Annotated in this window: 23 protein-coding genes and 1 riboswitch; of the genes, 17 read left to right on the top strand and 6 right to left on the bottom strand. The window is 72.9% G+C overall.

What is annotated here, in order from left to right:
* The first annotated feature begins 44 nt into the window (after positions 1–44).
* Positions 45–2,387, top strand: a complete 2,343-nt coding sequence (locus tag WFI16_RS17015; RefSeq protein WP_419899030.1) for a penicillin acylase family protein — start codon at positions 45–47, stop codon at positions 2,385–2,387.
* 172 nt (positions 2,388–2,559) lie between these two features.
* On the top strand, positions 2,560–4,248 hold the full coding sequence (locus WFI16_RS17010; protein ID WP_419899029.1) for a methyl-accepting chemotaxis protein: 1,689 nt from the start codon (positions 2,560–2,562) through the stop codon (positions 4,246–4,248).
* A gap of 25 nt (positions 4,249–4,273) precedes the next feature.
* Here WFI16_RS17010 and WFI16_RS17005 read toward each other — a convergent pair whose 3' ends face one another.
* Both WFI16_RS17005 and WFI16_RS17000 read right to left on the bottom strand, forming a co-directional pair.
* Positions 4,274–4,933 carry a flavin reductase family protein gene (locus WFI16_RS17005; protein WP_419899028.1) on the bottom strand — a complete coding sequence of 220 codons (660 nt, stop codon included), beginning with the start codon at positions 4,931–4,933 and terminating at the stop codon, positions 4,274–4,276.
* Positions 4,930–5,658 (bottom strand): GntR family transcriptional regulator, encoded by a 729-nt coding sequence (locus WFI16_RS17000; protein WP_419899027.1) that lies wholly within the window; start codon positions 5,656–5,658, stop codon positions 4,930–4,932. Before WFI16_RS17000 ends, WFI16_RS17005 begins: the two co-directional genes overlap by 4 nt.
* A 129-nt stretch (positions 5,659–5,787) precedes the next feature.
* Here WFI16_RS17000 and WFI16_RS16995 point away from each other — a divergent pair, with 129 nt between their 5' ends.
* Positions 5,788–6,999, top strand: coding sequence for an amidohydrolase family protein (locus tag WFI16_RS16995; protein ID WP_419899026.1), 1,212 nt, complete (start codon positions 5,788–5,790; stop codon positions 6,997–6,999).
* The gene (locus WFI16_RS16990) at positions 6,996–8,465 is read left to right on the top strand and encodes an amidohydrolase family protein (protein WP_419899025.1); all 1,470 of its coding nucleotides are present in this window, start codon (positions 6,996–6,998) and stop codon (positions 8,463–8,465) included. The genes WFI16_RS16995 and WFI16_RS16990 overlap by 4 nt, the downstream gene beginning before the upstream one ends.
* Here WFI16_RS16990 and WFI16_RS16985 read toward each other — a convergent pair.
* The gene (locus WFI16_RS16985) at positions 8,462–9,325 is read right to left on the bottom strand and encodes an alpha/beta fold hydrolase (protein ID WP_419899024.1); all 864 of its coding nucleotides are present in this window, start codon (positions 9,323–9,325) and stop codon (positions 8,462–8,464) included. The genes WFI16_RS16990 and WFI16_RS16985 overlap by 4 nt on opposite strands.
* Positions 9,326–9,427: 102 nt before the next feature.
* Between WFI16_RS16985 and eutC the strand changes: the two genes are divergently transcribed.
* On the top strand, positions 9,428–10,192 hold the full coding sequence (gene eutC, locus WFI16_RS16980; protein ID WP_419899023.1) for an ethanolamine ammonia-lyase subunit EutC: 765 nt from the start codon (positions 9,428–9,430) through the stop codon (positions 10,190–10,192).
* Here eutC and WFI16_RS16975 read toward each other — a convergent pair whose 3' ends face one another.
* On the bottom strand, positions 10,193–10,633 hold the full coding sequence (locus tag WFI16_RS16975; protein ID WP_419899022.1) for a VOC family protein: 441 nt from the start codon (positions 10,631–10,633) through the stop codon (positions 10,193–10,195). It abuts the gene before it with no gap.
* Between the two features lie 81 nt (positions 10,634–10,714).
* Complete coding sequence (gene nikR / locus WFI16_RS16970; protein ID WP_419899021.1) at positions 10,715–11,137, bottom strand: nickel-responsive transcriptional regulator NikR; 423 nt, start codon at positions 11,135–11,137, stop codon at positions 10,715–10,717.
* A 74-nt stretch (positions 11,138–11,211) separates the two neighbouring features.
* Here nikR and nikA point away from each other — a divergent pair, with 74 nt between their 5' ends.
* The 9 genes from nikA to WFI16_RS16925 all read left to right on the top strand — a co-directional run bounded on the left by nikA (position 11,212) and on the right by WFI16_RS16925 (position 19,647).
* A complete protein-coding gene (gene nikA / locus WFI16_RS16965; RefSeq protein WP_419899020.1) occupies positions 11,212–12,801 on the top strand; it encodes a nickel ABC transporter substrate-binding protein in 1,590 nt (529 codons plus the stop codon).
* Between the two features lie 4 nt (positions 12,802–12,805).
* Positions 12,806–13,744, top strand: coding sequence for a nickel ABC transporter permease subunit NikB (nikB, locus tag WFI16_RS16960; RefSeq protein ID WP_419899019.1), 939 nt, complete (start codon positions 12,806–12,808; stop codon positions 13,742–13,744).
* Positions 13,741–14,556 (top strand): nickel ABC transporter permease subunit NikC, encoded by an 816-nt coding sequence (nikC, locus tag WFI16_RS16955; protein ID WP_419899018.1) that lies wholly within the window; start codon positions 13,741–13,743, stop codon positions 14,554–14,556. The genes nikB and nikC overlap by 4 nt, the downstream gene beginning before the upstream one ends.
* A complete protein-coding gene (locus WFI16_RS16950) occupies positions 14,553–15,314 on the top strand; it encodes an ATP-binding cassette domain-containing protein (RefSeq protein WP_419899017.1) in 762 nt (253 codons plus the stop codon). Before nikC ends, WFI16_RS16950 begins: the two co-directional genes overlap by 4 nt.
* Positions 15,311–16,108, top strand: coding sequence for an ABC transporter ATP-binding protein (locus WFI16_RS16945; protein WP_419899016.1), 798 nt, complete (start codon positions 15,311–15,313; stop codon positions 16,106–16,108). The genes WFI16_RS16950 and WFI16_RS16945 overlap by 4 nt, the downstream gene beginning before the upstream one ends.
* Positions 16,103–16,299, top strand: a riboswitch (cobalamin riboswitch). It overlaps the preceding gene by 6 nt.
* Before the next feature lie 32 nt (positions 16,300–16,331).
* A complete protein-coding gene (locus tag WFI16_RS16940) occupies positions 16,332–17,378 on the top strand; it encodes an ABC transporter substrate-binding protein (RefSeq protein ID WP_419899015.1) in 1,047 nt (348 codons plus the stop codon).
* The gene (locus WFI16_RS16935) at positions 17,375–18,433 is read left to right on the top strand and encodes a FecCD family ABC transporter permease (protein ID WP_442970703.1); all 1,059 of its coding nucleotides are present in this window, start codon (positions 17,375–17,377) and stop codon (positions 18,431–18,433) included. Before WFI16_RS16940 ends, WFI16_RS16935 begins: the two co-directional genes overlap by 4 nt.
* Entirely contained in the window at positions 18,430–19,194 is a 765-nt protein-coding gene (locus tag WFI16_RS16930; protein ID WP_419899014.1) for an ABC transporter ATP-binding protein, read from the top strand. Before WFI16_RS16935 ends, WFI16_RS16930 begins: the two co-directional genes overlap by 4 nt.
* A 12-nt stretch (positions 19,195–19,206) precedes the next feature.
* Positions 19,207–19,647, top strand: a complete 441-nt coding sequence (locus tag WFI16_RS16925; protein WP_419899013.1) for a pseudoazurin — start codon at positions 19,207–19,209, stop codon at positions 19,645–19,647.
* Here the strand turns inward: WFI16_RS16925 and metF are convergent.
* Positions 19,616–20,557 (bottom strand): methylenetetrahydrofolate reductase [NAD(P)H], encoded by a 942-nt coding sequence (gene metF / locus WFI16_RS16920; protein ID WP_419899303.1) that lies wholly within the window; start codon positions 20,555–20,557, stop codon positions 19,616–19,618. The genes WFI16_RS16925 and metF overlap by 32 nt on opposite strands.
* A gap of 239 nt (positions 20,558–20,796) precedes the next feature.
* Here metF and WFI16_RS16915 point away from each other — a divergent pair, with 239 nt between their 5' ends.
* The 3 genes from WFI16_RS16915 (at position 20,797) to WFI16_RS16905 (ending at position 22,959) form a co-directional block, all read left to right on the top strand.
* Positions 20,797–21,150 carry an ArsR/SmtB family transcription factor gene (locus WFI16_RS16915; protein WP_419899012.1) on the top strand — a complete coding sequence of 118 codons (354 nt, stop codon included), beginning with the start codon at positions 20,797–20,799 and terminating at the stop codon, positions 21,148–21,150.
* A complete protein-coding gene (arsC, locus tag WFI16_RS16910) occupies positions 21,147–21,575 on the top strand; it encodes an arsenate reductase (glutaredoxin) (protein ID WP_419899011.1) in 429 nt (142 codons plus the stop codon). Before WFI16_RS16915 ends, arsC begins: the two co-directional genes overlap by 4 nt.
* Before the next feature lie 70 nt (positions 21,576–21,645).
* Positions 21,646–22,959, top strand: coding sequence for an arsenic transporter (locus WFI16_RS16905; RefSeq protein ID WP_419899010.1), 1,314 nt, complete (start codon positions 21,646–21,648; stop codon positions 22,957–22,959).
* The last annotated feature ends 55 nt before the right edge of the window (positions 22,960–23,014 follow it).

The following is a 23,014-nucleotide window of genomic DNA, read 5'->3' as shown; positions in this document are numbered from 1 at the left end:
GTCGAAGCCCGCCGAAGCGGCCCAAGCAGCCAGGAGGGACCGGGATGCTGCCCAAGATTTCCGCCGAAAGCCTCAGCCCTGAGCAGATCGCCGCCTGCCTGCCGCCGCTGGACGGGAGCGTGGCCCTGCCCGGGCTCTCGGGGCCGGTCGCGCTGCTGCGCGACTCCTGGGGCATCCCGCATCTGAAGGCGGCGACCGCGCGGGACGCCTGGATGGCGCTGGGCTTCACCCATGCCCAGGACCGGCTGTTCCAGATGGAGCTGACCCGGCGCCGGGCGCTGGGCCGCGCCGCGGAATGGCTGGGGGAGGGGGCGGTGGCCTCCGACATGCTGGCCCGCCGCCTCGGCATGGAGGCGGCCTGCCGGCGCGATTTCGCGGCGCTGGGCGAGGCCGCGACGGCGATGCTCGAGGCCTATGCGGCCGGGGTGAACGGCTTCCTGGCCTCGGGCGCGCCGCTGCCGGTGGAATACCGCCTGCTGGGCGAAACGCCCGAGGCCTGGGAGCCCTGGCACAGCATTGCTGTGATGCGGCGGCTCGGGCTGCTGATGGGCTCGGTCTGGTTCAAGCTGTGGCGCGCCGCCGCCCTGCCGGTGGTGGGGGCCGAGCATGTCGGCAAGCTGCGCTACGATGATGGCGGGCGCGACCTGCTGGCCATCCCGCCCGGCACCGAGGCCGCCCGCCATCAGGCCGATCTCGCGGCGCTGGCCCCGGCGATCGGCGCGCTGCTCGAGTCGCTCGGCCGCGAGGGGCCGGGCGACGAGACCGCCGGCGGCAGCAACAACTGGGCGGTGGGCCCTGCGCGCAGCGGCAGCGGGCGGCCGGTGCTGGCCGGCGACCCGCACCGGGTCTTCGAGATCCCCAACATGTATGCGCAGCACCATGTCGCCTGCGACGATTTCGACATGGTGGGGCTGACCGTTCCGGGCGTGCCCGGCTTCCCGCATTTCGCCCATAACGGCCGCATCGCCTATTGCGTCACCCATGCCTTCATGGACATCCACGACCTGTTCCTGGAGCGCTTCTCCGAGGATGGCAGCGCCACCCGGCATGGGGACGGCCTGGCCCCGGTCACGCGGCGGCGCGACAGCATCAAGGTGCGCGATGCGGCCGACCGCGACTTCGAGATCGTCGAGACGATCCATGGCCCGGTGATCGCCGGCGACCCGGCCAGCGGCACCGCGCTGGCGCTCCGCTCGGTGCAGTTCGCCGAAGCCGATCTGTCCTTCGACTGCCTGCCGCGGATGACGCAGGCGAAGACGGTGGCCGGGCTGTTCGAGGCGACCCGCGGCTGGGGGCTGATCGACCACAATCTGGTCGCCGCCGACACGGCCGGCCAGATCGGCCATCTGGTGCGCGCCCGGGTGCCGCGCCGCACCGCCGCGCATGGCTGGCTGCCGCTGCCCGGCTGGGACCCGGCCCATGACTGGCAGGGCTGGATCGCGCATGAAGAGATGCCGCAGGTGATCGACCCGCCCGAGGGGCTGATCGTCACCGCCAACAACCGCGTCGTCGCCGACGACCATCCGGATTATCTCTGCACCGACTGCCACCCGCCCTATCGCGCGTCGCGTATCCTGGAGCGGCTGCGCGCCATGCCCGGCTTTACGCCCGGGGATGCGGCGGCGCTGCATGGCGACACGCTCTCGCCCAATGCGCTGCTGCTGCGCGACCGCCTCGGCGGGCTGGCCCAACCGGCCGATCCGGCCGCCGCCGCGCTGCGCCGGAAGCTGCTCGGCTGGGACGGGCAGATGCGGGCCGGCGACCCGCGGCCCGTCGCCTATATCGCGCTGCGCCGGGCGGCGACGCGGCAGCTGGCCGAGCGCAGCGGCCTCGCCGAGGTCGGAAAGCACCCCTGGACCGCGGTGGCGCCGGGCGTGGTGCCGCAGAACCAGCTGTGGTGGACGCTGCCCGACCTGATCCGCCGCGACGATGCTTCCCTGCTGGGCGGCGCCGGCTGGGACGCGGTGCTGCAGGAGGCCCTGGCCGAGGCCGCCGCCGCGCCCGAGGTGGTCGCCGGGACGCCCTGGGGCGAGGTGCACCAGCCCCGCTTCGTGCATCCTCTGTCCGAAAGATATCCGGCGGCGGCGGCGCTGCTCGACCCGCCCTCGCGCCCGGTCGGCGGCGATGGCGACACGGTGCTGGCCAACGGGTTGCTCTGCGGCGCCGGGCCGCGCGCCACCTATGGCGCGCTCGCCCGCTATGTCTTCGATGTCGGCGCCTGGGAGAACTGCCGCTGGGCGGTGTTCCACGGCGCCTCCGGCCAGCCCGGCAGCCCCTTCTACACCAACCAGAACGAGGCCTGGTCGGACTGCGCCATGGTGCCGATGCTCTATGACTGGCCGAGCATCGAGGGGCAGGCCCGCCACCGGCAGCAGCTGACGCCCTGAGACCCGCCTGCCCGGATCGGCGCCGCCAAGGGGCGGCGCCGGGGAGGCGCTGGGGGACCGGGGGAGACCTGCTGCGCTCGCGACGGAGCGATCATTGCTTAATCAGTGACCGCTAGTCTGGCGGGCGCGGCACGGCGGCGCCGATCCGCCCCCCCCGGCCCAGGACCTGACGATGCTCTCTCCGGCCCATCTCAGCGTGCGCGGCAAGCTTGCCGCCGCCTTCGGCGCCCTCCTCCTCGTCCTCGTCGGGGTGGGCGCCACCGGGCTGCGCCAGGCGCAGGAACTGAACGGCGCGGCCGAGCGCATCGGCCGCACCGAGCTGCCGACCGTGCGCGTCCTCGGCGAGCTCGGCCAGGGCATGATGCGCTACCGCCAGCTGCAGGGCTCGCTGATCCTCTCGGCCGATGCCGAGAGCCGCCGCCAGGTCGCCGCCCGCGCCCGCGACACGGCGCAGCGGCTGGAGCAGGACTGGGCGCGCTACACCGCGCTGGTGCGCCCCGGCCCGCAGCAGGCGCTGACCACCGCGCTGCGCGGCGCCTGGGACGCCTATCTCGGCCAGGAGGCGCGGCTGACGGCGCTGATCGAGGCGGGTCGGGCGGCCGAGGCAGGGCATTTCTACAATATCGACATGGCCCGCTTCTCGGCGCAGCTGCGCGAGGCGCTGGCGGCGGCGGTGGAATTCAGCGACCGGACGGCGCAGGCCGAGGTCGAGGGCGCCGATGCCGCCTATGGCCGGACGCTGGCGGTGATCCTGGGCGCCACCCTGCTGGCCGGGGTGATCGCGCTGCTCTCGGCGCTCTGGCTGAACCGCAGCGTCGCCGGCCGGGTGGTGGCGCTGGCGGCGGGGATGCGGCGGCTGGCGCGGCGCGACTACGGCTTCGCCCTGCCCGGCCGCGCCATGCTGGACGAGATCGGCGAGATGACCCGCGCCATCGAGGAATGCCGCAACGGGCTGCAGCGCGCCGATGCCCTGGCCGAGGAACAGGCGCGCGAGCAGGCCCGCCAGCTGGCGCGGGCCGAGGCGCTGGAGCGGCTGACCCGGGAATTCGAGGCCTCGGCGCGCGAGATGGTCGGGCTGCTGGACGCCTCGGCCGGCGCGCTGCACGGCACCGCGCGCACCATGCATGACAGCAGCGGCACGGCGACGCGGGAGGCCGATGCGGTGGCCAGCGCCGCCCGCGCCGCCTCGGTCAATGTGCAGACCGTCGCCGCCGCGGCCGAGGAGCTTTCCGCCTCGATCGCCGAGATCGCCCGCCAGGTCGGCCAGTCCGCCAGCGTCGCCGGCCGCGCCGCCGCCGATGCCCGCCGCACCGACGCCACCGTGCGCGCCCTGGCCGAGGGCGCCGCGCGCATCGGCGAGGTGGTCGGGCTGATCAGCCAGATCGCGCGGCAGACCAACCTGCTGGCGCTGAATGCCACGATCGAGGCCGCCCGTGCGGGCGAAGCCGGCAAGGGCTTCGCGGTCGTCGCCAGCGAGGTGAAGACCCTGGCCACCGAGACCGCCCGCGCCACCGAGGAGATCGGCAGCCAGATCGGCGCCATCCAGGCGGCGACGCGGGAGGCGGTGGCGGCGATCGGCGGCATCGCCGGCACCATCGACGCGGTCAACCAGATCGCCGGCGCGATCAGCGCGGCGGTGGAGGAGCAGGGTGCCGCCACCCAGGAGATCGCCCGCAATGTCGCCGGCGCGGCCGAGGGCACGCGGGCGGTGACCGAGCGCATCGGCACCGTCAGCCGCGCCGCGGCGGAAACCGGCGAGGCCGCCGGCGAGGTGCTGCGCGCCGCCGGCGAGCTGTCGCGCCAGTCCGAGCGGCTGGGCGCCGAGGTGCGCGGCTTCCTGCAGGGCGTGCAGGCGGCCTGAGCCGCGCGGCCGGGGGGAGGGCGGTTCAGCCCGGGCGGATCCGCCCCTGCGGCAGGCCCTCCTCGAAGGCGGCCAGGCTCATCGTCGGCAGGTCGAAATAGTCGCGGGTCGAGACATAGCCATGCCCGCCCATCCGCCCCACCGCGTCGATCAGCCGGGGATCGATGTGCAGCTGGGCATTCACCGCGTCGGCACGGATATGCGCCTGCACCACCTCGCCCAGGATGATCTCGCGCGAGCTGCCGATCTCCAGGAAGGAATGCAGCCGGCATTCCAGCGCCGCCGGGGCCAGCGCGATGCGCGGGCAGGCGATGGCGGTGCCCGGCACCATGGCGAGGCCGGCGCGCTCCAGCTCGTCCACCTCGGGGCCGAAGGGCACGGCGCAGACATTCATCGCCTCGACCAGCGCGTCGGAGACGATGTTGACGGTGAAGCAGCCGGTGGCCCGGATGTTGCGGCCGGTGTCCTTCGGCGCGCCATCCGCCTTGACCTCGACGCCCAGCGCCACGATCGCCGGATCGGCCGAGAGGCAGTTGAAGAAGCTGAAGGGCGCCGCATTGGCGCGCCCCTCGGGGCTCGCCGTGGTGACCAGCGCGATCGGCCGCGGCACCACCGTGCCGATCAGGATCTTGTAGCGCTCGCGGGGCGTGAGCTGGGCGAAGTCGAAGCTGGCAACATCGGTCATGCGGATCGGGCCTTTGCGCGGCGCGGCGGGGAAGGGGGGGTGGGGCCGGCATAGCGGGCCAGGACCGCGCGCATGTCGCCGGGCGGCTGCGGCAGCAGGGCGCGGCCCATCACCGCATCCAGGTGGTGCTCCATCAGGGCGCGGCAGGCGGGGGCGTCGCCCGCGCGCAGCGCCGCGATCAGCGCGCGATGCTCCTCCACCGCGCAATCGGCCGAATGCGGCCGGCCATACAGCGACAGGATCAGCGAGCAGCGCGAGGCGAGCTCGGTGACATAGCGCTGCAGCAGGGCATTGCCGGTCAGCTCGGCCAGCAGCAGGTGGAATTCCCCGGCCAGCCGGATCGAGGTGGCATCGCCCAGCGGCTGCGCCGCCGCCTCGGCCTCGACATGCGCCAGCAGCCGCGCCTCCTGCGCAGGCTCCAGCCGGCCGCAGAGCGCGTCGACGGCCAGCAGCTCCATGGCGCGGCGGATGGCGAAGACGTCGCGCGCCTCGGCCAGGCTCGGCGCGGCGACGCTGGCGCCGCGGTTGTGCCGCAGCTCGACCAGCCCCTCGCCGGCCAGCCGCCCCAGCGCCTCGCGCACCAGGGTGCGGCTGACGCCGAACTGGCTGGCGATCAGGTCCTCCGGCAGCTTGGCGCCGGGCGCCAGGGCCTGTTCCAGGATGGCGCGGCGCAGGGCCTCGTGGATCGCGGCGGCGCGGGAGTTCTTCGGCGGGTTCTCGGTCATCCGGGCAGGGGCTGGCGGTCGAAGGGCGCGGAACAGGGTGGCGCCGGAACAAGATCGCCATTGCCGGCCCCACGGATTGCATACAATACTGCGGGAAATTGTTGAACATTTTTTGTGACGGAGCCGGCCATGTCCCCTGCATCCTCCCAGGACCTGCTGCTGAAGACCGTCCGCCCGATGGGCGGGGCCAGCACCGACGTGCTGATCCGTGGCGGCCGCATCGCCCGCATCGCGCCCGACCAGACGCCGCCCGACGGTGTCCATGTCGAGGATGGCTGGGACGCGCTGCTGCTGCCCGGCCTGGTCGAGGCGCATACCCATCTGGACAAGACGCTCTGGGGCATGCGCTGGGTGCCGAATGGCGCGGGGCCGCGGCTGATCGACAAGATCGACAATGAGCGGCAGAACCGCCAGGCGCTGGGCATTGACCCGGCGCGGCAATCGGCCCGCCAGCTGGTGCAGTCGCTGGCCAAGGGCACGACGCATATCCGCACCCATGTCGATGTCGATACCGTGGTGGGCCTGGCCGGCATCGAGGGGCTGCTGGCCACCCGCGAGCGCTACCGCGACGTCATGGATGTGGAGATCGTCGCCTTCCCGCAATCCGGCCTGCTGGTCCGCCCCGGCACGCTGGAGCTGATGGCGGAGGCGATGAAGCTGGGCAGCGAGGTGGTCGGCGGCCTCGATCCCTGCGGCATCGACCGCGATCCGAAGGGGCATCTGGACGCGGTCTTCGAGCTCGCCCAGCGCTTCGGCAGGCCGGTCGACATCCACCTGCACGAGGCCGGGCTGCTCGGCGCCTTCAGCATGGAGCTGATCTTCGAGCGCACCCGCGCGCTCGGCATGCAGGGGCAGGTGGTAATCAGCCATGCCTTCTGCCTGGGCGACCCCGACACGGCGATGGTCGACGGGCTGCTGGACGAGATCGCGGCGCTGGACATCGCCATCATGTCGACCGGCTCGGCCAGCCGGCCGGTGCCGCCGGTGGCGAAGCTGACCGCGCGCGGCATCCGCATCTGCGCCGGCAATGACGGCATCCGCGACAGCTGGGGCCCCTATGGCAATGGCGACATGCTGGAGCGCGCCATGCTGCTCGGCCTGCGCAACAATTTCCGCACCGACCCGGAGGTGGAACTGGCCCTGGCCGTCTGCACCACCGGCGGCGCCGGGACGATGCGCCTGCAGGATTACGGCGTCGCCGAGGGCTGCCAGGCGGATCTCGTGCTGGTCGATGGCGAGACCCTGGCGGAGGCGGTGGTCAACCGCCCCGAGCGCCGCCTGGTGGTCAAGCGCGGCCGCGTCGTCGCCCGCGCCGGCCGCGCCCTGGTCGACGCGCCGTGAGCGCGGCGCCCCGCACCCTGCTGACCGCCCGCTGGGTGCTGGGCCATGCGGAGGGCCGGCACCAGCTGCTGCGCGATGGCGAGCTGGTGGTGCAGGGCGACCGCATCCTTTTCGCCGGCCGGCACTTTCCCGGCGCGGTCGATGCCCGCTTCGACGCCGGCGAGGCGCTGATCGCGCCGGGCTTCATCGACCTGGATGCGCTGGCCGATCTCGACACCACCATCCTGGCGCTGGACAACCAGCCCGGCTGGCGCAAGGGGCGGGTCTGGCCGCGCAGCTACCAGGAGGCCGGCCCGGCCGAGATGTACTCGGCGGAGGAACTGGCCTTCCAGAAGAGGCACGCCTTCGCGCAGCTGATCCGCAACGGCGTCACCTCGGCGCTGCCCATCTCGTCGTTGTTCTATCGGGAATGGGGCGAGACCGTCGAGGAATTCGAGGCGGCGGCCGAGGCGGCCATCGCGCTGGGGCTGCGCGTCTGGCTGGGGCCGGCCTATCGCACCGGCCACCTGCTGGTCGACGAGGCCGGCGCCATCAGCGAATATTTCGACGAGGCGCGCGGGCTGGCCGAGCTGGACAACGCCCTCCGCTTCTGCCGCGACCAGGCCGGGCGCGGCGGCGGGCTGGTCTCCGCCATGCTGACCCCCGACCGGATCGAGACCTGCACGCCCGCGCTGCTGCGCCGCACCGCCGAGGCGGGCCGCGAGCTCGGCGTGCCCGTTCGTCTGCATTGCTGCCAGAGCCTGCTGGAATACCAGACGGTGCTGCGGCTGCGCGGGATGACGCCGCCGGAATGGCTGGACAGCCTGGGCTTCCTGCGCCCCGGCGTGCTGCTGCCGCATGGCGTCTGGACCAATGACAGCCCTGGCATCGCCCGCCCCGGCCGCGACCTGGAGATCATCGCGCAGTCGGGCGCCAGTATCGTGCATTGCCCGCTGGTGATGGCGCGCGGCGGCAGCATGCTGCGGTCGTTTCCGAAGCTGCGGGCCCTGGGCATCAATATCGGGCTCGGCACCGACACCGCGCCGCCGGACTTTTTTCTCAATATGCAGCTCGGGCTGATGCTGGCGCGGATCGCCGAGGGCTCGCCGACCGCCTGCCGCTCGGAGGACATGCTGGACGCGGCGACGCTGGGCGGGGCGATCGCGCTGGGCCGCGACGATCTCGGCCGGCTGCAGCCGGGCGCCAGGGCCGATCTGATCGTGGTCGAGCTCGGCCGGCCGCAGCATGGCCAGGTGATCGACCCGGTGCAGACGCTGATGGTGGCCGGCCAGGGCCGCGACGTGCGCGACGTGATGATCGACGGCCGCTGGGTGATGCGCGACCGCGTCATCCCCGGCGTCGACGAGCTGGCCGATGCCGCCCGCGCCCAGGCGCAGTTCGACCGGCTGGTCTCGCGCTACCCGCAGCGCACCCTCGGCCACCCGCCGGTGGCCGAGATCTTCTCCAGCAGCTATCCCAGAGGCTAGCGGCCGACAAAGCCGGTGATCGCGTCGAGCAGCGCCTCGGGCTCGTCGGCGCGGATCGAGTGGCTGCTGTGCTCGAAGATGCGCAGCGCGCTGCCCGGGATCAGCCGGTGGATCTCCTCCGAGAATTCCGGCGGGCAGATCCAGTCATGCCGCCCGGCGAGGATCAGCGTCCTCGCCGTGATCTTCGCCAACTCGTCGCGGATGTCGTAGTCGCGCAGGAAGCCACCGGGGCCGAAGGCGCGGTTGAGGGCGGCGGGCTCGTGCAGGGTGCGGGCGCGGGCATCGGCGCCGGCCGCCGGATCCTGGCCCTTCACCGAATAGAGCGGCCCCATCACGGCGTAGTAGTGCTTCAGCTTCTCCACCGTATCCAGCGCGCCGTCCCACAGCATGGCGCTCACCCGCTGCTGCTCGGGCGTGCCGCGCGCGGCGACGATCCGCTCGGCCGCCTGGCGGAAGCCGCCATGCGCCGCGGTGACGATGGCGATCAGGTGCGAGACGCTGTCCGGATAGCGCGCGGCATGCGCCATCGACACCATGCCGCCATAGCTGGTGCCGATCGAGACGAATGTCTCGATGCCGAGATACTGGCGCAGCGCCTCCAGGTCCTCGACATTCTCGTCCAGCGTATAGCCGTCCGGGTCGCCCTTCTGCGAGCGCCCCTGGCCGCGATGGTCGACATAGACCAGCTGCATCCGCGCGGCCAAGGGCGAGAAGGCCGGCTTGAAGCCGCTATGGTCGCCGCCCGGTCCGCCGTGCAGGATGAAGGCCACCGGCCGCTGCCGCATGGCCGGGCCGTCGGGCACCAGCCCGGCGCCCTCGATATCGAAGAAGATCCTGGTGCCGCGAATGCTGGCATACATGGCGGGGCCTCGTGCTGATCGGGGCATGATCCTGGCCCCGGCCCCTGGTCCCGGCAAGCCGGCTGCGGCAAGCTGGCGCTCCTGCGACAGCGGAGCCGGACGATGACCACCGACACCCCTGCCAATCCTGCCACCGACCCCGCCACCGACCCTTGGGCGCGGCTGCGCCAGGCGACGCCGGCCCGCATCGGCCTGGGCCGCGCCGGCGACGCGCCGCCGCTGCAGGCGGTGCTGGCCTTCCAGCTGGCGCATGCCCGGGCGCGCGACGCGGTGCATGCGCCGCTCGACATCCCGGCCATCCTGGCCGGGCTGGGCGGCACGCCGCACCATCTCGTGCAGAGCCGGGCGGTGGAGCGCGGCCTCTATCTGCGCCGCCCCGATCTCGGCCGGAGGCTGGCCGAGGACAGCCGCGCCGCGCTGCCGGCGGGGCAGTGGGACGCGGTCTTCATCATCGCCGACGGGCTCTCGGCCACCGCCGTGCAGCGCCATGCCGTGCCGCTCTGGGAGGCGACGGTCGCCAGGCTGCCGGGCTGGAAGCTGGCGCCGGTGGTGGTGGCGACCGGCGCGCGCGTGGCGCTGAGCGACGAGATCGGCGCGGCGCTCGGGGCGGAGCTGGCGGTGATGCTGATCGGCGAGCGGCCGGGCCTGTCGGTGGCCGACAGCCTCGGCGTCTACCTGACCTGGGGGCCGAAGCCAGGGCTCCGGGATGCTGCCCGCAACTGCATCTCGAACATCCACCTCTCGGGCGGGCTGTCCTACCAGGCGGCCTCGGCCAAGCTGGCCTGGCTGATGACCGAGGCGCGGCAGCGCCGCCTGACCGGCGTCGCCCTGAAGGACGAGCAGCCGGCGGCGCTGCCGGGCGCCTGATCAGACGGCGGCGAGCGCCGGCTGCGCCGCGAAGATCGCCGCGTCGTCGGTGAAGCCCTTGAACTCCAGCGCATTGCCGGAGGGGTCGAGGACGAAGAGCGTCGCCTGCTCGCCCGGCTGGCCCTCGAAGCGGATCTTCGGCTTCAGGCACCAGACGGTGGAGGGCTCGGCCTCGAGCCGCGCGGCCAGCTCGCGCCAGGCCGGCATGTCGAGCACCACGCCGAAATGCGGGATCGGCACGGCATCGCCGTCGACGCCGCCGCGCACCGGGGCGCGCGGCGCGTCGGGCAGCAGGTGCGCCGACATCTGGTGGCCATAGAGATCGAAGTCGATCCACTTGCCCGGGCTCTCGCGGCCGATCGCGCAGCCCATGACCTCGGCATAGAAGTGGCGGGTGGCCTCCAGGTCGGAGACGGGGAAGGCCAGGTGGAACGGACGCATTGACAAACAATCCTGTGCAGGCCGAGGCAGTTCGGCGGGCGGCTGACTAGCCGCTCGGCACGCCGAAGGAAAGTTGCGGCCTCATTCCCCGTGGTGGTGGTGGCCCATCGTATCCGGCGCCACCACCAGCAGGCGGCCGTGGCGGACGCCGCGCTGGCCGGTCACGGCCTCGGCGAAGCGGCGGATCTCGGCGCCCTCGCCCTTCAGCACGGCGACCTCCAGGCAGTTGTGGTGGTCGAGATGCACATGCAGCGTCGCCACCGACAGGTCGTGATGGTCGTGGAAGGCGCTGGTCAGCCGTTCCGGCAGCTCGCGCCGGTGGTGGTCGTAGACATAGGCGATGGCGGCGGCGCAGCGGCCTTCCGGCGGGCGCTCCGCCTCGGCCTGGCGCAGCCCGGCGCGGAGCAGGTCGCGGATGGTCTCCGAGCGGTTGCCGCCGGGCGGCGAGGCGGCATCGACCGCCTGCAGCAGATCCTCGTCCAGGGTGATGGTGATCCGCTGCATGCCGGTCCGATTCCGCCTGTTGATATGACGTTTCGCCGAAATTAGCATACGCGCCGGATCGAGGAACCCGCCGGATGCTGCGTCGCCGCCTGCTGCAAAGCCTGCCCCTCCTGGCGACACCCGCCCTGGCAACCTCTCTGGCGGTACCGACCGCCGGGACAGCGCGCGCGCAGCCGGCCGGGAAGCGGCTGGTCTTCTCCTGGCCCAGCCATGCCGGGCCGCTGCATCCGCATCTCTATTCGCCGAACCAGATGTATGCGCAAGCCATGCTCTACGAGCCACTGGTGCGCTATGTCGAGGGCGGCGGCCTGGCGCCTGGCCTGGCGACCTCCTGGGAACTGGAGCCGGATGGCCGCAGCTGGCGCTTCGCGCTGCGGCCGGGCGTGCGCTTCTCCGACGGCACGCCCTTCGACGCGGCGGCGGTGGTCGCCAATGTCGAGGCGGTGCTGGCCAACCGCCCGCGTCACGCCTGGCTGGCGCTGGTCGAGCGGATCGAGGGCGTCGAGGCGTTCGATCCGATGACCGTGCGGCTGCGGCTGAAGGGCGCCTATTATCCGGCCCTGCCGGAACTCGCCCTGCCGCGGCCGCTGCGCTTCGCCTCGCCGGCGGCGCTGCGGCCGGATGGCAGCCTGGCGGCGCCGATCGGCACCGGCCCCTGGCTGCTGGCCGAGACCAGCCGCGGCCGGCACGACCTGTTCCGCCGCAACCCGCATTACTGGGGCGCGCCGCCGGCGCTGGAGGAGGTGCTGGTGCGGGTGGTGGGCGACAGCAATGCGCGGGCGCTGGCGCTCGAAGCCGGCGAGATCGACCTGGCCTATGGCACCGACCAGCTGGATGGCGACAGCTTCCGCCGCTTCGCCGCCGACCGGCGCTTCGTCACCGCCGTCTCGCCGCCGCTGGCGACACGGCTGCTGGCGGTGAATTCCGCCCGCTTCCCGACCGATGACCTTGCCGTCCGCCAGGCCATCGCCCAGGGCATCGACCGCGCCGCGCTGGTGAAACACGTCCTGCTCGACAGCGAGCCGGCGGCCGAGACGCTGTTCGCCACGAATTTCCCCTATACCGATCTCGGCCTGCGCGCCCCCGCCTTCGACCGCGCCGCCGCCATCGCCCGGCTGGAGGCGGCGGGCTGGCGGCTGCCCGCCGGCGGCCGGGTGCGGATGCGCGAGGGCAGGGCGCTCAGCCTCGACCTCTGCTTCACCGGCAGCGACGCGCTGCAGAAGGCGCTGGCCGAGGCGATCCAGGGCGACCTCGCCCGGATCGGCATCGAAGGAAAACTGATCGGCGAGGATGCCGGCACCTATCAGGGCCGCCAGCGTTCCGGCGAATTCGGCATGATCTTCGGCGATACCTGGGGCGCGCCCTATGACCCGCATGCCTTCATGGGCTCGATGCGGGCGCCGGCGCATGCCGACTACCAGGCGCAGCGCGGCCTGGCGATGAAGGCAGAGATCGACCGCCGCATCACCGGCGTGCTGACCACCACCGACGAGACGGCGCGGGCCGGGGAATACCGCTGGCTGCTGACCACCCTGCACGAGCAGGCGGTGTATTTCCCGGTCTCCTTCCTGACCAACAAGATCGTCCATCGCCGGGAACTCGGCAGGGTGCCGTTCGGCGCGACGCAGACCGACATTCCCTTCGAGCTGATCGGGCGCGTCTGACCCGATGCTGCGCTTCGCCCTGCGCCGGCTGGCCAGCCTGCTGCCGCTGCTGCTGTTCCTGTCCTTCGGCTTCTTCGCCATGCTGCGGCTCGGCCGCGGCGATCCGGCGCTGGACTATCTGCGCCTGGCGCAGATCCCGCCGACCGATGCCGCGCTCGCCCTGGCGCGCGCCGAGCTCGGCCTCGATCGGTCGATCCCGGCGCAATACCTCGCCTGGCTGGCCGGGGCGCTGCGCGGCAATCTGGGCGACTCCTGGTTCACCGGGCGGCCGGTGCTGGAGGAGATCGCGCATTACCTGCCGGCGACCCTGCAGCTGGCGGGCACGGCGATGCTGGTGACCATCGCGCTGGGCGTGCCGCTTGGCCTCTGGGCGGCGCTGCACCGCGACCGCTGGCCGGACCAGCTGACGCGGGCGATCTCCTTCCTCGGCGTGTCGCTGCCGAATTTCTGGCTGGGGTTCCTCTTCGTGCTGGTCTTCGCCGTCACGCTCGGCTGGCTGCCGGCGATCGGCCGCGACGGGCCCTCCAGCATCATCCTGCCGGCGCTGGCCACCGCCACCATGTCGGCCTGCGTCATGCTGCGGCTGGTGCGCGCCTCGGTGCTCGGCGTGCTCGGCGAGCCGCATCTGCGCTTCGCCCGCGCCCGCGGCCTGCCGCGGCGGATTCTGATCGGGCGGCACGTCATGCTGAACGCGCTGCTGCCGCCGCTGACCGCCATCGGCCTGCATCTGGGCGAGCTGATGGGCGGCGCGATGGTGGTGGAAAGCGTCTTCGGCTGGCCCGGCCTTGGCCGCTATGCGCTGGCCGCCATCGCCAACCGCGACTATCCGGTGCTGCAGGGCTTCGTCCTGGTGATGACCACCATCTTCGTGCTCTGCAACCTGGTGGTCGATATCGCCTATGCCTGGCTCGACCCGCGCATCCGGCTGGAGGGCGCGGCATGAAGCGCCTCGTCATCCCGGCCGCCGCCGGGCTGGTCGCGCTGCTGCTGCTGGCGGCGGCGCTCGCCCCCTGGATCGCGCCCTATGATCCGACGCTGACCGACCTGCCCGGCCGGCTGCAGCCGCCCTCGGCCGCGCATTGGCTGGGCACCGACCATCTCGGCCGCGACATGCTGTCCCGGCTCCTGTGGGGTGCGCGGGCCTCGTTCGGTGCGGTGGGGATGATCCTGCTGCTGGTGCTGAGCTTCGGCTGCGCGGTCGGCCTGCTGGCGGGGCTGGCGGGGGGCGTGGTGGATGCGGTGCTGATGCGGCTCTGCGATGCCTTCATGACGGTGCCGACCCTGGTGCTGGCGCTGTTCATGATCGGCGCGCTGGGCACCGGCCTGACCAATGTCGTCGTCGCCATCGCGCTCTCCCACTGGGCCTGGTATGCGCGGCTGGTGCGCGGCGTCACCCTGTCGCTGCGGAGCCGCGACCATATCGCCGCCGCCCGCATCGCCGGGCTGTCGCGCCTGGCCATCGCGCGGCGCCACCTGCTGCCGGCGCTGGCCGGGCCGCTGGCGGTGCTGGCCAGCCTCGATCTCGGCCACTGGATGCTGCATGTGGCGGGACTTTCCTTCCTGGGCCTCGGCCTGGCGCCGCCGGCCGCCGAATGGGGCATCATGATCAACGACGCGCGGCCCTTCTTCCGCGCGGCGCCGCTGCTGGTGCTGCTGCCCGGCGCCGCCATCCTGCTGACCGTGCTGGGCTGCAACCTGCTGGGCGACGCGCTGCGCGACCGGCTGGACCCCGGCATGCCGGACCACCTGCATTGAGCCCGCGCAGCCTCTCCCTCCTCGCGCTGCACCTGCATGACGGCGGGCATGCGCTGGTGCGCGATGTCAGCCTGACGCTGCGCCGCGGCCGTGTGCTCGGCCTGGTCGGCCCCAGCGGCGGCGGCAAGAGCCTGACGACGCTGGCCATCCTCGACCTGCTGCCGCCGGGGGTCAGGCGGGTCGCCGGGCTGGTGGCGCTCGACAGCCAGCCGGTCGAGCCGGCCTCGCTGCGCGGCCGCACCGTCGGGCTGGTGCAGCAGGCGCCGCGCGGCGGCTTTAACCCGCTGGTCAGCATCGGCCGCCACTTCCTCGAGACCTTCGCCTGCGACGGGCTGCGCGGCGCCCCGGCGCGCGAGAAGATGCAGGCCCTGCTGGCCGAGGTCGGCTTCGAGCGGCCGGGGGAGATCGCGCCGCTCTACCCCTCGCAGCTCAGCGGCGGGATGCTGCAGCGGGTGATGCTGGCCCTCGCTTTGGCGCGCGACCCGCTGTTCCTGCTGGCCGACGAGCCGACCACCGATCTCGATTTGGTGGTGCAGGCCCGGCTGCTCGACCTGCTGGAGGGGCTGGTGCAGCGCCGCGGCATCGGCCTGCTGCTGGTGACCCATGATCTCTCGGTTATCGCCCGCCTGGCCGACACGGTGGCGGTGATGGACCAGGGCCGCATCGTCGAGCTGCAATCCGCCACAAGCCTGTTCGAGGACCCGGCGCATCCGCGCGCCCAGGCGCTGGTCGCGGCGCACCGGGCGCTCTACGCATGACGCTGCTGCGGCTCGACGACGTCCACCACGCCTATCGCCAGGGCGGCATCTTTGCGCGACGCCGCCGCCACCCGGTGCTGGAAGGCGCGACGCTGACCATCGGCGCCGGCGAATGCGTGGCGCTGCTCGGCCCCACCGGCTCGGGCAAGAGCACGCTGGGCCGGCTGGTGCTGGGGCTGGAACGGCCCGATGCCGGCCGCATCCTGGTCGACGGCGCGCCGCTGACCGATGCGCGGGGCCGCATGGCGCCGGACACCCGCCGCGCCCTCCAGGCGGTCTTCCAGGACCCGCAGGCCGCCACCAGCCCGCGCTTCACCGGCTATGAGGTGGTCGCCGAGCCGCTGACCGTCCGCGGCGAGGCCAGCCGCGACCGCGTCGCCGCGCTGCTGGCCGAGGTCGACCTGCCGGCCGCGCTGCTCGACCGCCCGGCGCACCGGATGAGCGGCGGCCAGCTGCAGCGGCTCTGCATCGCCCGCGCGCTGGCGACGCGGCCACGGCTGGTGGTGCTGGACGAGGCGGTGAACAGCCTGGACCTGGAGACCCAGGCGACGGTGCTGGCCCTGTTGAAGCGCCTGCGCGAACAGCACGGCATGGCCTTCCTGTTCATCACCCATGACCTGCGGCTGCTGCGCGGCTTCGCCGACCGCAGCTACGTCATGCAGGACCGCCGCCCGGTGGAGGTGGCCGATCCCTTCGGCCCCGGCCCGCTGCCGCCGGTGCTGCAGGCCCTGCGCGACGCCATCCTGCCCGAGATGCCGCGCCCGCGCTTGCCGGCCCGCCGCGCCGTCGGCTAGACAGGCGGCGCCGGTTTCCGAGAGGAATCAAAAGGGAATCCGCTGGGGTCCGCCAGGGCCCCGAACCGGAACTGCCCCCGCAACTGTAGGCGGCGAGCCTGCTCCGAACACGCCACTGGGAGCCATCCCGGGAAGGCCGGAGAGGGCGTCGACCCGCCAGTCAGGAGACCTGCCGGCATCGTGCAACAGCCCATCCGGCGGGGTGTCCGGGGAGGATTTTTCTATGCGTTATCCGCAGGGCCGCGCGCGTCGCGGCCTCTTCCTGCCTGGCGTCTTCTCGCTGGGCCTCGGCGCCGCGCTGCTGGCCGGCGCGCCCGCCGTCGCGCAATCCACGGGCTATCCGCTGACCGTCGAGAATTGCGGCCAGACGCTGCGCTTCCCGGCGGCGCCGCGCAACGTGGTGACCATCGGCCAGGCGGCGACCGAGACGCTCTATGCGCTCGGCCTCGGCGAGCGCATGGCCGGCACCTCGCTCTGGTTCAACGCGGTGCTGCCGGAATTCGCCGCGCAGAACGACCGCGTGCCACGGCTCGACAACAACGCGCCGAGCTTCGAATCCGTCATCAACAGGCGTCCCGGCCTGGTCGCCACCCAGTTCGAATGGATGATCGGCGCCCAGGGCGTGGTCGGCACCCGGCCGCAATTCCATGAGCTCGGCGTGCCGACCTACATCATGCCCTCCGACTGCGAGGGCAAGAACAACCTGGTCGGCGCCGACGGCACCCGCACGGCGCCCTTCACCACGGCCACCATCTACAAGGGCATCGAGCAGCTGGCCGCCATCTTCGACCGCCAGGCCGAGGGCGCCAGGCTGGTCGCCGATCTGCGCGCCCGCGAGGCGGCCGCCGTGGCGCGCGCCCGGGCGCTGCGGCTGGCCGATGCCTCGGCCGCCTTCTGGTTCTCCAGCGCCGACCTGGACATGGACCCCTACATGGCCGGCCAGAAGGGCATCCCCGGCTACATGATGCGCACGCTTGGCCTGCGCAACGTCGTGCAGTCGGACGAGGAATGGCCGACCGTCGGCTGGGAGAGCATCGCCCGCGCCAACCCGTCCGTTCTCGTCATCGCCCGCATGGACCGCCGCCGCTTCCCCGCCGACGATGTCGAGAAGAAGCTCGCCTTCCTGCGCGGCGACCCGGTGACGCGGGAGATGCGCGCGGTGCGCGAGGGCCGCATCGTCATCCTCGACGCCCATGCCATGCAGGCCACCATCCGCCTGGTCGGCGGGCTGGAGGCGCTGACCGAGGCCATGGCCCAGCTGCGGCCGTGACCCCGCTGGCGCGGCCGCTCGCCAGGCTGGCGGCCCGCTGCGCCCTGCAGGCCGGCGGGATCGGGCTGGTGCTGGCCGCCGCCATCCTGGCCGGCATCTGCATCGGCGAGACCGCCATCCCGCTGGCCAGCGTCTGGCAGACCCTGGCCAACCGGCTGTTCGATGCGGGCCATGCCCTCGACCGCATCGACCAGGGCATCATCTGGAACTACCGGCTGACGCGGGCGATCATCGCCGCCTGCTGCGGCGCTGCGCTCGCGGTCTCCGGCGTCATCCTGCAGGCGCTGCTGCGCAACGCGCTGGCGGAGCCCTATCTGCTGGGGATTTCCGCCGGGGCCTCGACCGGCGCGGTGCTGGTCACGGTGGCCGGCCTCGGCGCCGGGGCGGTGTCGCTCTCCGCCGGGGCGCTGGGCGGCGCGCTCTCGGCCTTCCTGCTGGTGGCGCTGCTGGCGCGCGCCTCGGGCGGCGGCGCCGGACCGCGCGCGGCGGGGCAGATCGTGCTGGCCGGCATCGCCGGCTCGCAGCTGTTCAACGCGCTGACCGCCTTCATCATCACCCGCTCGGCCAGCGCCGAGCAGGCGCGCGGCATCATGTTCTGGCTGCTCGGCAATCTCAGCGGCGCGCGCTGGGACAATGTCGGGGCCGCCGTGCCGGTGGCGCTGGCGGTGACGCTGGCCGGGCTGTGGCAGGCGCGCGCGCTGGACGCCTTCACCTTCGGCGCCGAGTCGGCCCTGTCGCTCGGCGTGCCGGTGAAGCGGGTGCAGGCGCTGCTGATCCTGGCGGCCGCGCTCGCCACCGCGGTGATGGTCAGCATCGTCGGCTCGGTGGGCTTCGTCGGCCTCGTGGTGCCGCATGCGGCGCGCTTCCTGGTCGGCGTCCGGCATGCCCGTCTGGTGCCGGCCTCCGCCCTGATCGGCGCGGTCTTCCTGATCGGCGCCGATGTGGTCTCGCGCGTCGCGGTGCCCGGCCAGGTGCTGCCGATCGGCGTGGTCACCGCGCTGGTCGGCGCGCCGGTCTTCGCGCTGATCCTGGTGCGGCGGAGGCCGGTCAGATGAGGCTGGAGGCGGAGAACCTGTCCTGGTCGGCCCGCGGCCAGCCCATCGTCGAGCGGGTCGCGCTGCGCGTCGAGCCCGGCGAGCGCCTCGGCCTGATCGGCCCGAACGGCTCCGGCAAGTCGACGCTGCTGCGTCTGCTGGCCGGCGTGCTGGCGCCGGGCGCCGGCCGCGTGCTACTCGATGGCCGCCCCCTGTCGGCGCTGCGCCGGCGCGAGGTGGCGCAGGTGCTGGCCCTGGTCGAGCAGCAGGCGGAGACCGCCGACCGCATCACCGTGCGCGACGCGGTGGAGCTCGGCCGCACGCCATTCCTCTCCGTGCTGCGGCCCTGGGGGCCCGAGGACGATGCCATCGTCCGGCGCGCCCTCGCGGTGGTCGAGATGGCCGACCGCGCGGCGCGCGACTGGATCACCCTCTCGGGCGGCGAGCGGCAGCGGGTGCACATCGCCCGCGCCCTGGCCCAGCAGCCGCGCATCCTGCTGCTGGACGAGCCGACCAACCATCTCGACATCCACCACCAGCTCGGGATTCTCGGGCTGGTGGCGGGGCTCGGCGTCACCACGGTGATCGCGCTGCACGACCTGAACCAGGCGATGGGCTGCGACCGGCTGGGGGTGATGCAGGGTGGCCGGCTGGTGGCGCTGGGGCGGCCGGCGGACATCCTGACGCCCGGCCTGCTGCGCGACGTCTTCGGCGTGCGCGCCAGCTTCCTCACCGATCCGGCGGATGGCAGCCGGATCCTGCGTTTCCAACCGCTCGACTGAAGGCTGTTCCCGATGCGAATGATGCTGGCGCTCGCCGCCACCCTGCTGCTGGCCCGTCCCGCGATGGCCGAGACGCACGAGGTCCGCATGCTGAACCGCAACGACACTGGTGGCATGGTCTATGAGCCCGACTACCTGCGGATCGCGCCGGGCGACACGGTGAAGTTCATCGCCACCAACGTCTCGCACAACGCGGCGACGATCCCTGGCTTCTGGCCGGAGGGCGCGGCGACCTTCCGCGGCCGCATCAACGAGGAGATCGAGGTCACCTTCACCACGCCCGGCTTCTACGGCATCCAGTGCATCCCGCATTACGCCATGGGCATGGTGATGCTCGTGCAGGTGGGGACGGAGAAGCCTTCGGCCGCCGCCGTGCCCGAAAGCCTTCCCCCCCGCGTGCGTCAGCGGTTTGCCGACATCATCACCCGGGCGGAGGCGGCGCCGGCGCCCTGACGCCCAGCACATGCGCGATGGCCAAAGTGAGTTCCGGCCGGTTCAACGTGTAGAAATGGAACTCGTCGATGCCGTTGGCCTGCAGGGTGCGCACCTGCTCGGCGGCGACGATGCTGGCGACGATGCGGCGGATCTCCGGCGCATCGTCGGTGCCCTCGAAGAGATCGGCGAGCCAGCCCGGCACGCGGGTGCCGCACATCGCCGAGAATTTCTTGGCGTTCGCGAAATTGGAGACCGGCATGATGCCCGGCACGATCGGCGCGGTGATGCCGGCGGCGAGGCAGCGGTCGAGGAAGCGCAGATAGCTGCCGGTATCGAAGAAATACTGGGTGATGGCGCGCGTCGCCCCGGCATCCAGCTTGCGCTTCAGATTGTCGAGATCGGCCTGGGCGCTGGCGGCGCCGGGATGCACCTCCGGATAGGCGGCGACCGAGATCTCGAAATCGCCGATCCGCCGGAGCCCCGCGACCAGGTCGCTGGCATAGGCATAGCCCTGCGGGTGCGGGGCATAGTCGGTGCCGGCCGGCGCATCGCCGCGCAGCGCGACGATATGGCGCACCCCCGCCTCCCAGTAGCCGCGCGCGACCTCGTCGATCGCCGCGCGCGTGGCGCCGACGCAGGTCAGGTGGGCAGCGGGCACCAGGTCGGTCTCGCGCGCCAGCCGGGCCACCGTCGCATGGGTGCGCGCCTGCGTCGTGCCGCCGGCGCCATAGGTCACCGAGACGAAGCGCGGCCGCAGCGGCGCCAGCCGCCCGATGCAGGACCAGAGCTGCTGCTCCAGCGCCTCGGTGCGCGGCGGGAAGAACTCGAAGGACAGCAGCGGCAGCGGCTGCGTCGCGTCGCGGGCGGGCAGCGGCGCATGGCGCTCGCCGGCCAGCCAGCGTTCCAGCACCGGCGGCACCCGGGTCATGTTGGACATGCGTCTCTCCGTCTTGGCAGTCCCGCCACGTCCCGCCGCGCTGTCCCGGCGCGTCGGGCGAGGCCCGGCCGCGCCATCTCAACCAGCCGGGGCATTCCTGTCAATTGGCATAAAGATATCTTTATGCGTCAACAGCCCTTCGCCGAGGGGTCATCCCCGCACCGCCGCCGGCCTGCCGGGCAGGGCCGCGCCGCGCTTGACCGCCTCTTCCCATCGATTATTCTCGATACATGGATTCCGAAGAGGCTCTCGCCTGCCTGGGCGCGCTGGCACAGGCCACGCGCCTGGAGACCTTCCGCCTGCTGGTGCGCCACGAGCCCGCCGGCCTGCCCGCCGGCGAGATCGCCCGCCATCTGGCGGTGCCGCAGAACACGCTGTCGACGCATCTCGCCATCCTGGCGCGGGCCGGGCTGCTGCGCCCGGCGCGCCAGGGCCGCGCCATCCTCTACCGCGCCGAGCTGGACCGCCTGCGCGCGATGATGCTGTTCCTGGCGCAGGATTGCTGCGCCGGGCGCGCCGAGCTCTGCGCGCCGCTGATCGCCGCGCTGCTCCCCTGTTGTCCGCCGCAGAAGGCCGCCCCATGACCGACGATGTCGTCATCTATCACAATCCCGCCTGCGGGACCTCGCGCAACGTCCTGGCGATGATCCGCAATGCCGGCCTCGAGCCGCATGTCGTCGAGTACCTGAAGACGCCGCCCTCGCGGGCGATGCTGCTGCAGCTGCTGCAGCGGGCCGGGCTGACGCCGCGCGCGCTGCTGCGGCAGAAGGAGGCGCTCTGCGCCGAGCTCGGCCTGGACGACCCGGCGCTGCCCGATGAGCGCCTGGTGGAGGCCATGCTGCAGCACCCGGTCCTGATCAACCGGCCGCTGGTGGTGACCCGCCTGGGCGTGCGGCTCTGCCGCCCCTCCGAGGCGGTGCTCGAGCTGCTGCCGCGGCCGCAGCAGGGCGCCTTCGCCAAGGAGGACGGCACGCCGGTGGTCGACGGCGCGGGCCACCGGCCCGGCTGACCGCGCCCGCCTTCTCCCCCTGCCGGCGCGGCCGGTGCCGCATCGACCGTCCCGCAGCGAGTGCTTGCCCATGCCCGCCCTGGCCATCTTCGTCCTCACCCTGGTCCTCGTCATCTGGCAGCCGCGCGGCCTGGGCATCGGCTGGTCCGCCATGGGGGGCGCCGCGCTGGCGCTGCTCACCGGCGTGGTCGGCTGGGCCGACGTGCCGGTGGTCTGGGGAATCGTCTGGGATGCCACCTTCACCTTCGTGGCGCTGATCGTCATCTCGCTGCTGCTCGACGAGGCGGGGTTCTTCCAGTGGGCGGCGCTGCATGTGGCGCGCTGGGGCGGCGGCCGGGGACGCCGGCTGTTCCCGCTGGTGGTGCTGCTCGGCGCCGTCATCGCCGCCTTCTTCGCCAATGACGGGGCCGCCCTGCTGCTGACGCCGATCGTCATGGCGATCCTGCTCCGGCTGGACTTCCCGGCCGGCGCCACCCTGGCCTTCATCATCGCCTGCGGCTTCGTCGCCGACACCACCAGCCTGCCGCTGGTGATCTCCAACCTGGTCAACATCGTCTCGGCCAACTACTTCGGCATCGGCTTCGACCGCTATGCCGCGGTGATGGTGCCGGTGAACCTGGTGGCGCTGGCGGCGACGCTGGCGGTGCTCTGGGCCTATTACGGCCGCCAGCTGCCCGCCCGCTACCGGATGGACGCGCTGGAGGCGCCGGGCAGCGCTATCCGCGATCCGCTGGTGTTCCGCGCCGCCTTCCCGCTGCTGGGGCTGCTGCTGCTGGCCTATTTCGTGCTGGCGCCGCTCGGCGTGCCGGTCGCCGCCGTGACCGGCGCCGCCGCCCTGCTGCTGCTGCTGCTGGCCGGGCGCTGGCACCGCGGCGGCGCCGGCCGCGTGGTCTCGGTCCGCAAGGTGCTCGGCGGGGCGCCCTGGCAGATCGTCGTCTTCTCGCTCGGCATGTATCTCGTGGTCTATGGCCTGCGGAATGCCGGGCTGACCGGCCAGCTGGCGGCGGCGCTGCAATGGCTTGCCGGGCACGGGCTCTGGGCCGCCACCCTGGGCACCGGCCTCGGTGCCGCGCTGCTCTCCTCGGTGATGAACAACATGCCCGGCGTGCTGGTGGGGGCGCTGGCCATCGAGCAGGCCGCCGGCATCCCGCCGGCGATCCGCGAGGCGATGATCTACGCCAATGTCATCGGCTGCGACCTCGGCCCGAAGCTCACCCCGATCGGCAGCCTGGCGACGCTGCTCTGGCTGCATGTGCTGGCGCGCAAGGGCACCACCATCAGCTGGGGCCAGTACATGAAGGTCGGCCTGGTCATCACGCCGCCGGTGCTGCTGGTGGTGCTGGCCGCGCTGGCGCTCTGGCTGCCGGTGGTGGCGCCGGGCTGAGCCGCGGCGATTCCTCCGCCCCTCCCGAGCCCCCATCCTGACCCCCGGGAGACCC

Source organism: Roseomonas sp. USHLN139 (assembly GCF_037145735.1).
Lineage (GTDB): Bacteria > Pseudomonadota > Alphaproteobacteria > Acetobacterales > Acetobacteraceae > Pseudoroseomonas.
Note: the sequence above shows the minus strand (reverse complement) of the source record. Positions and strands in the feature narration are given on the sequence as shown.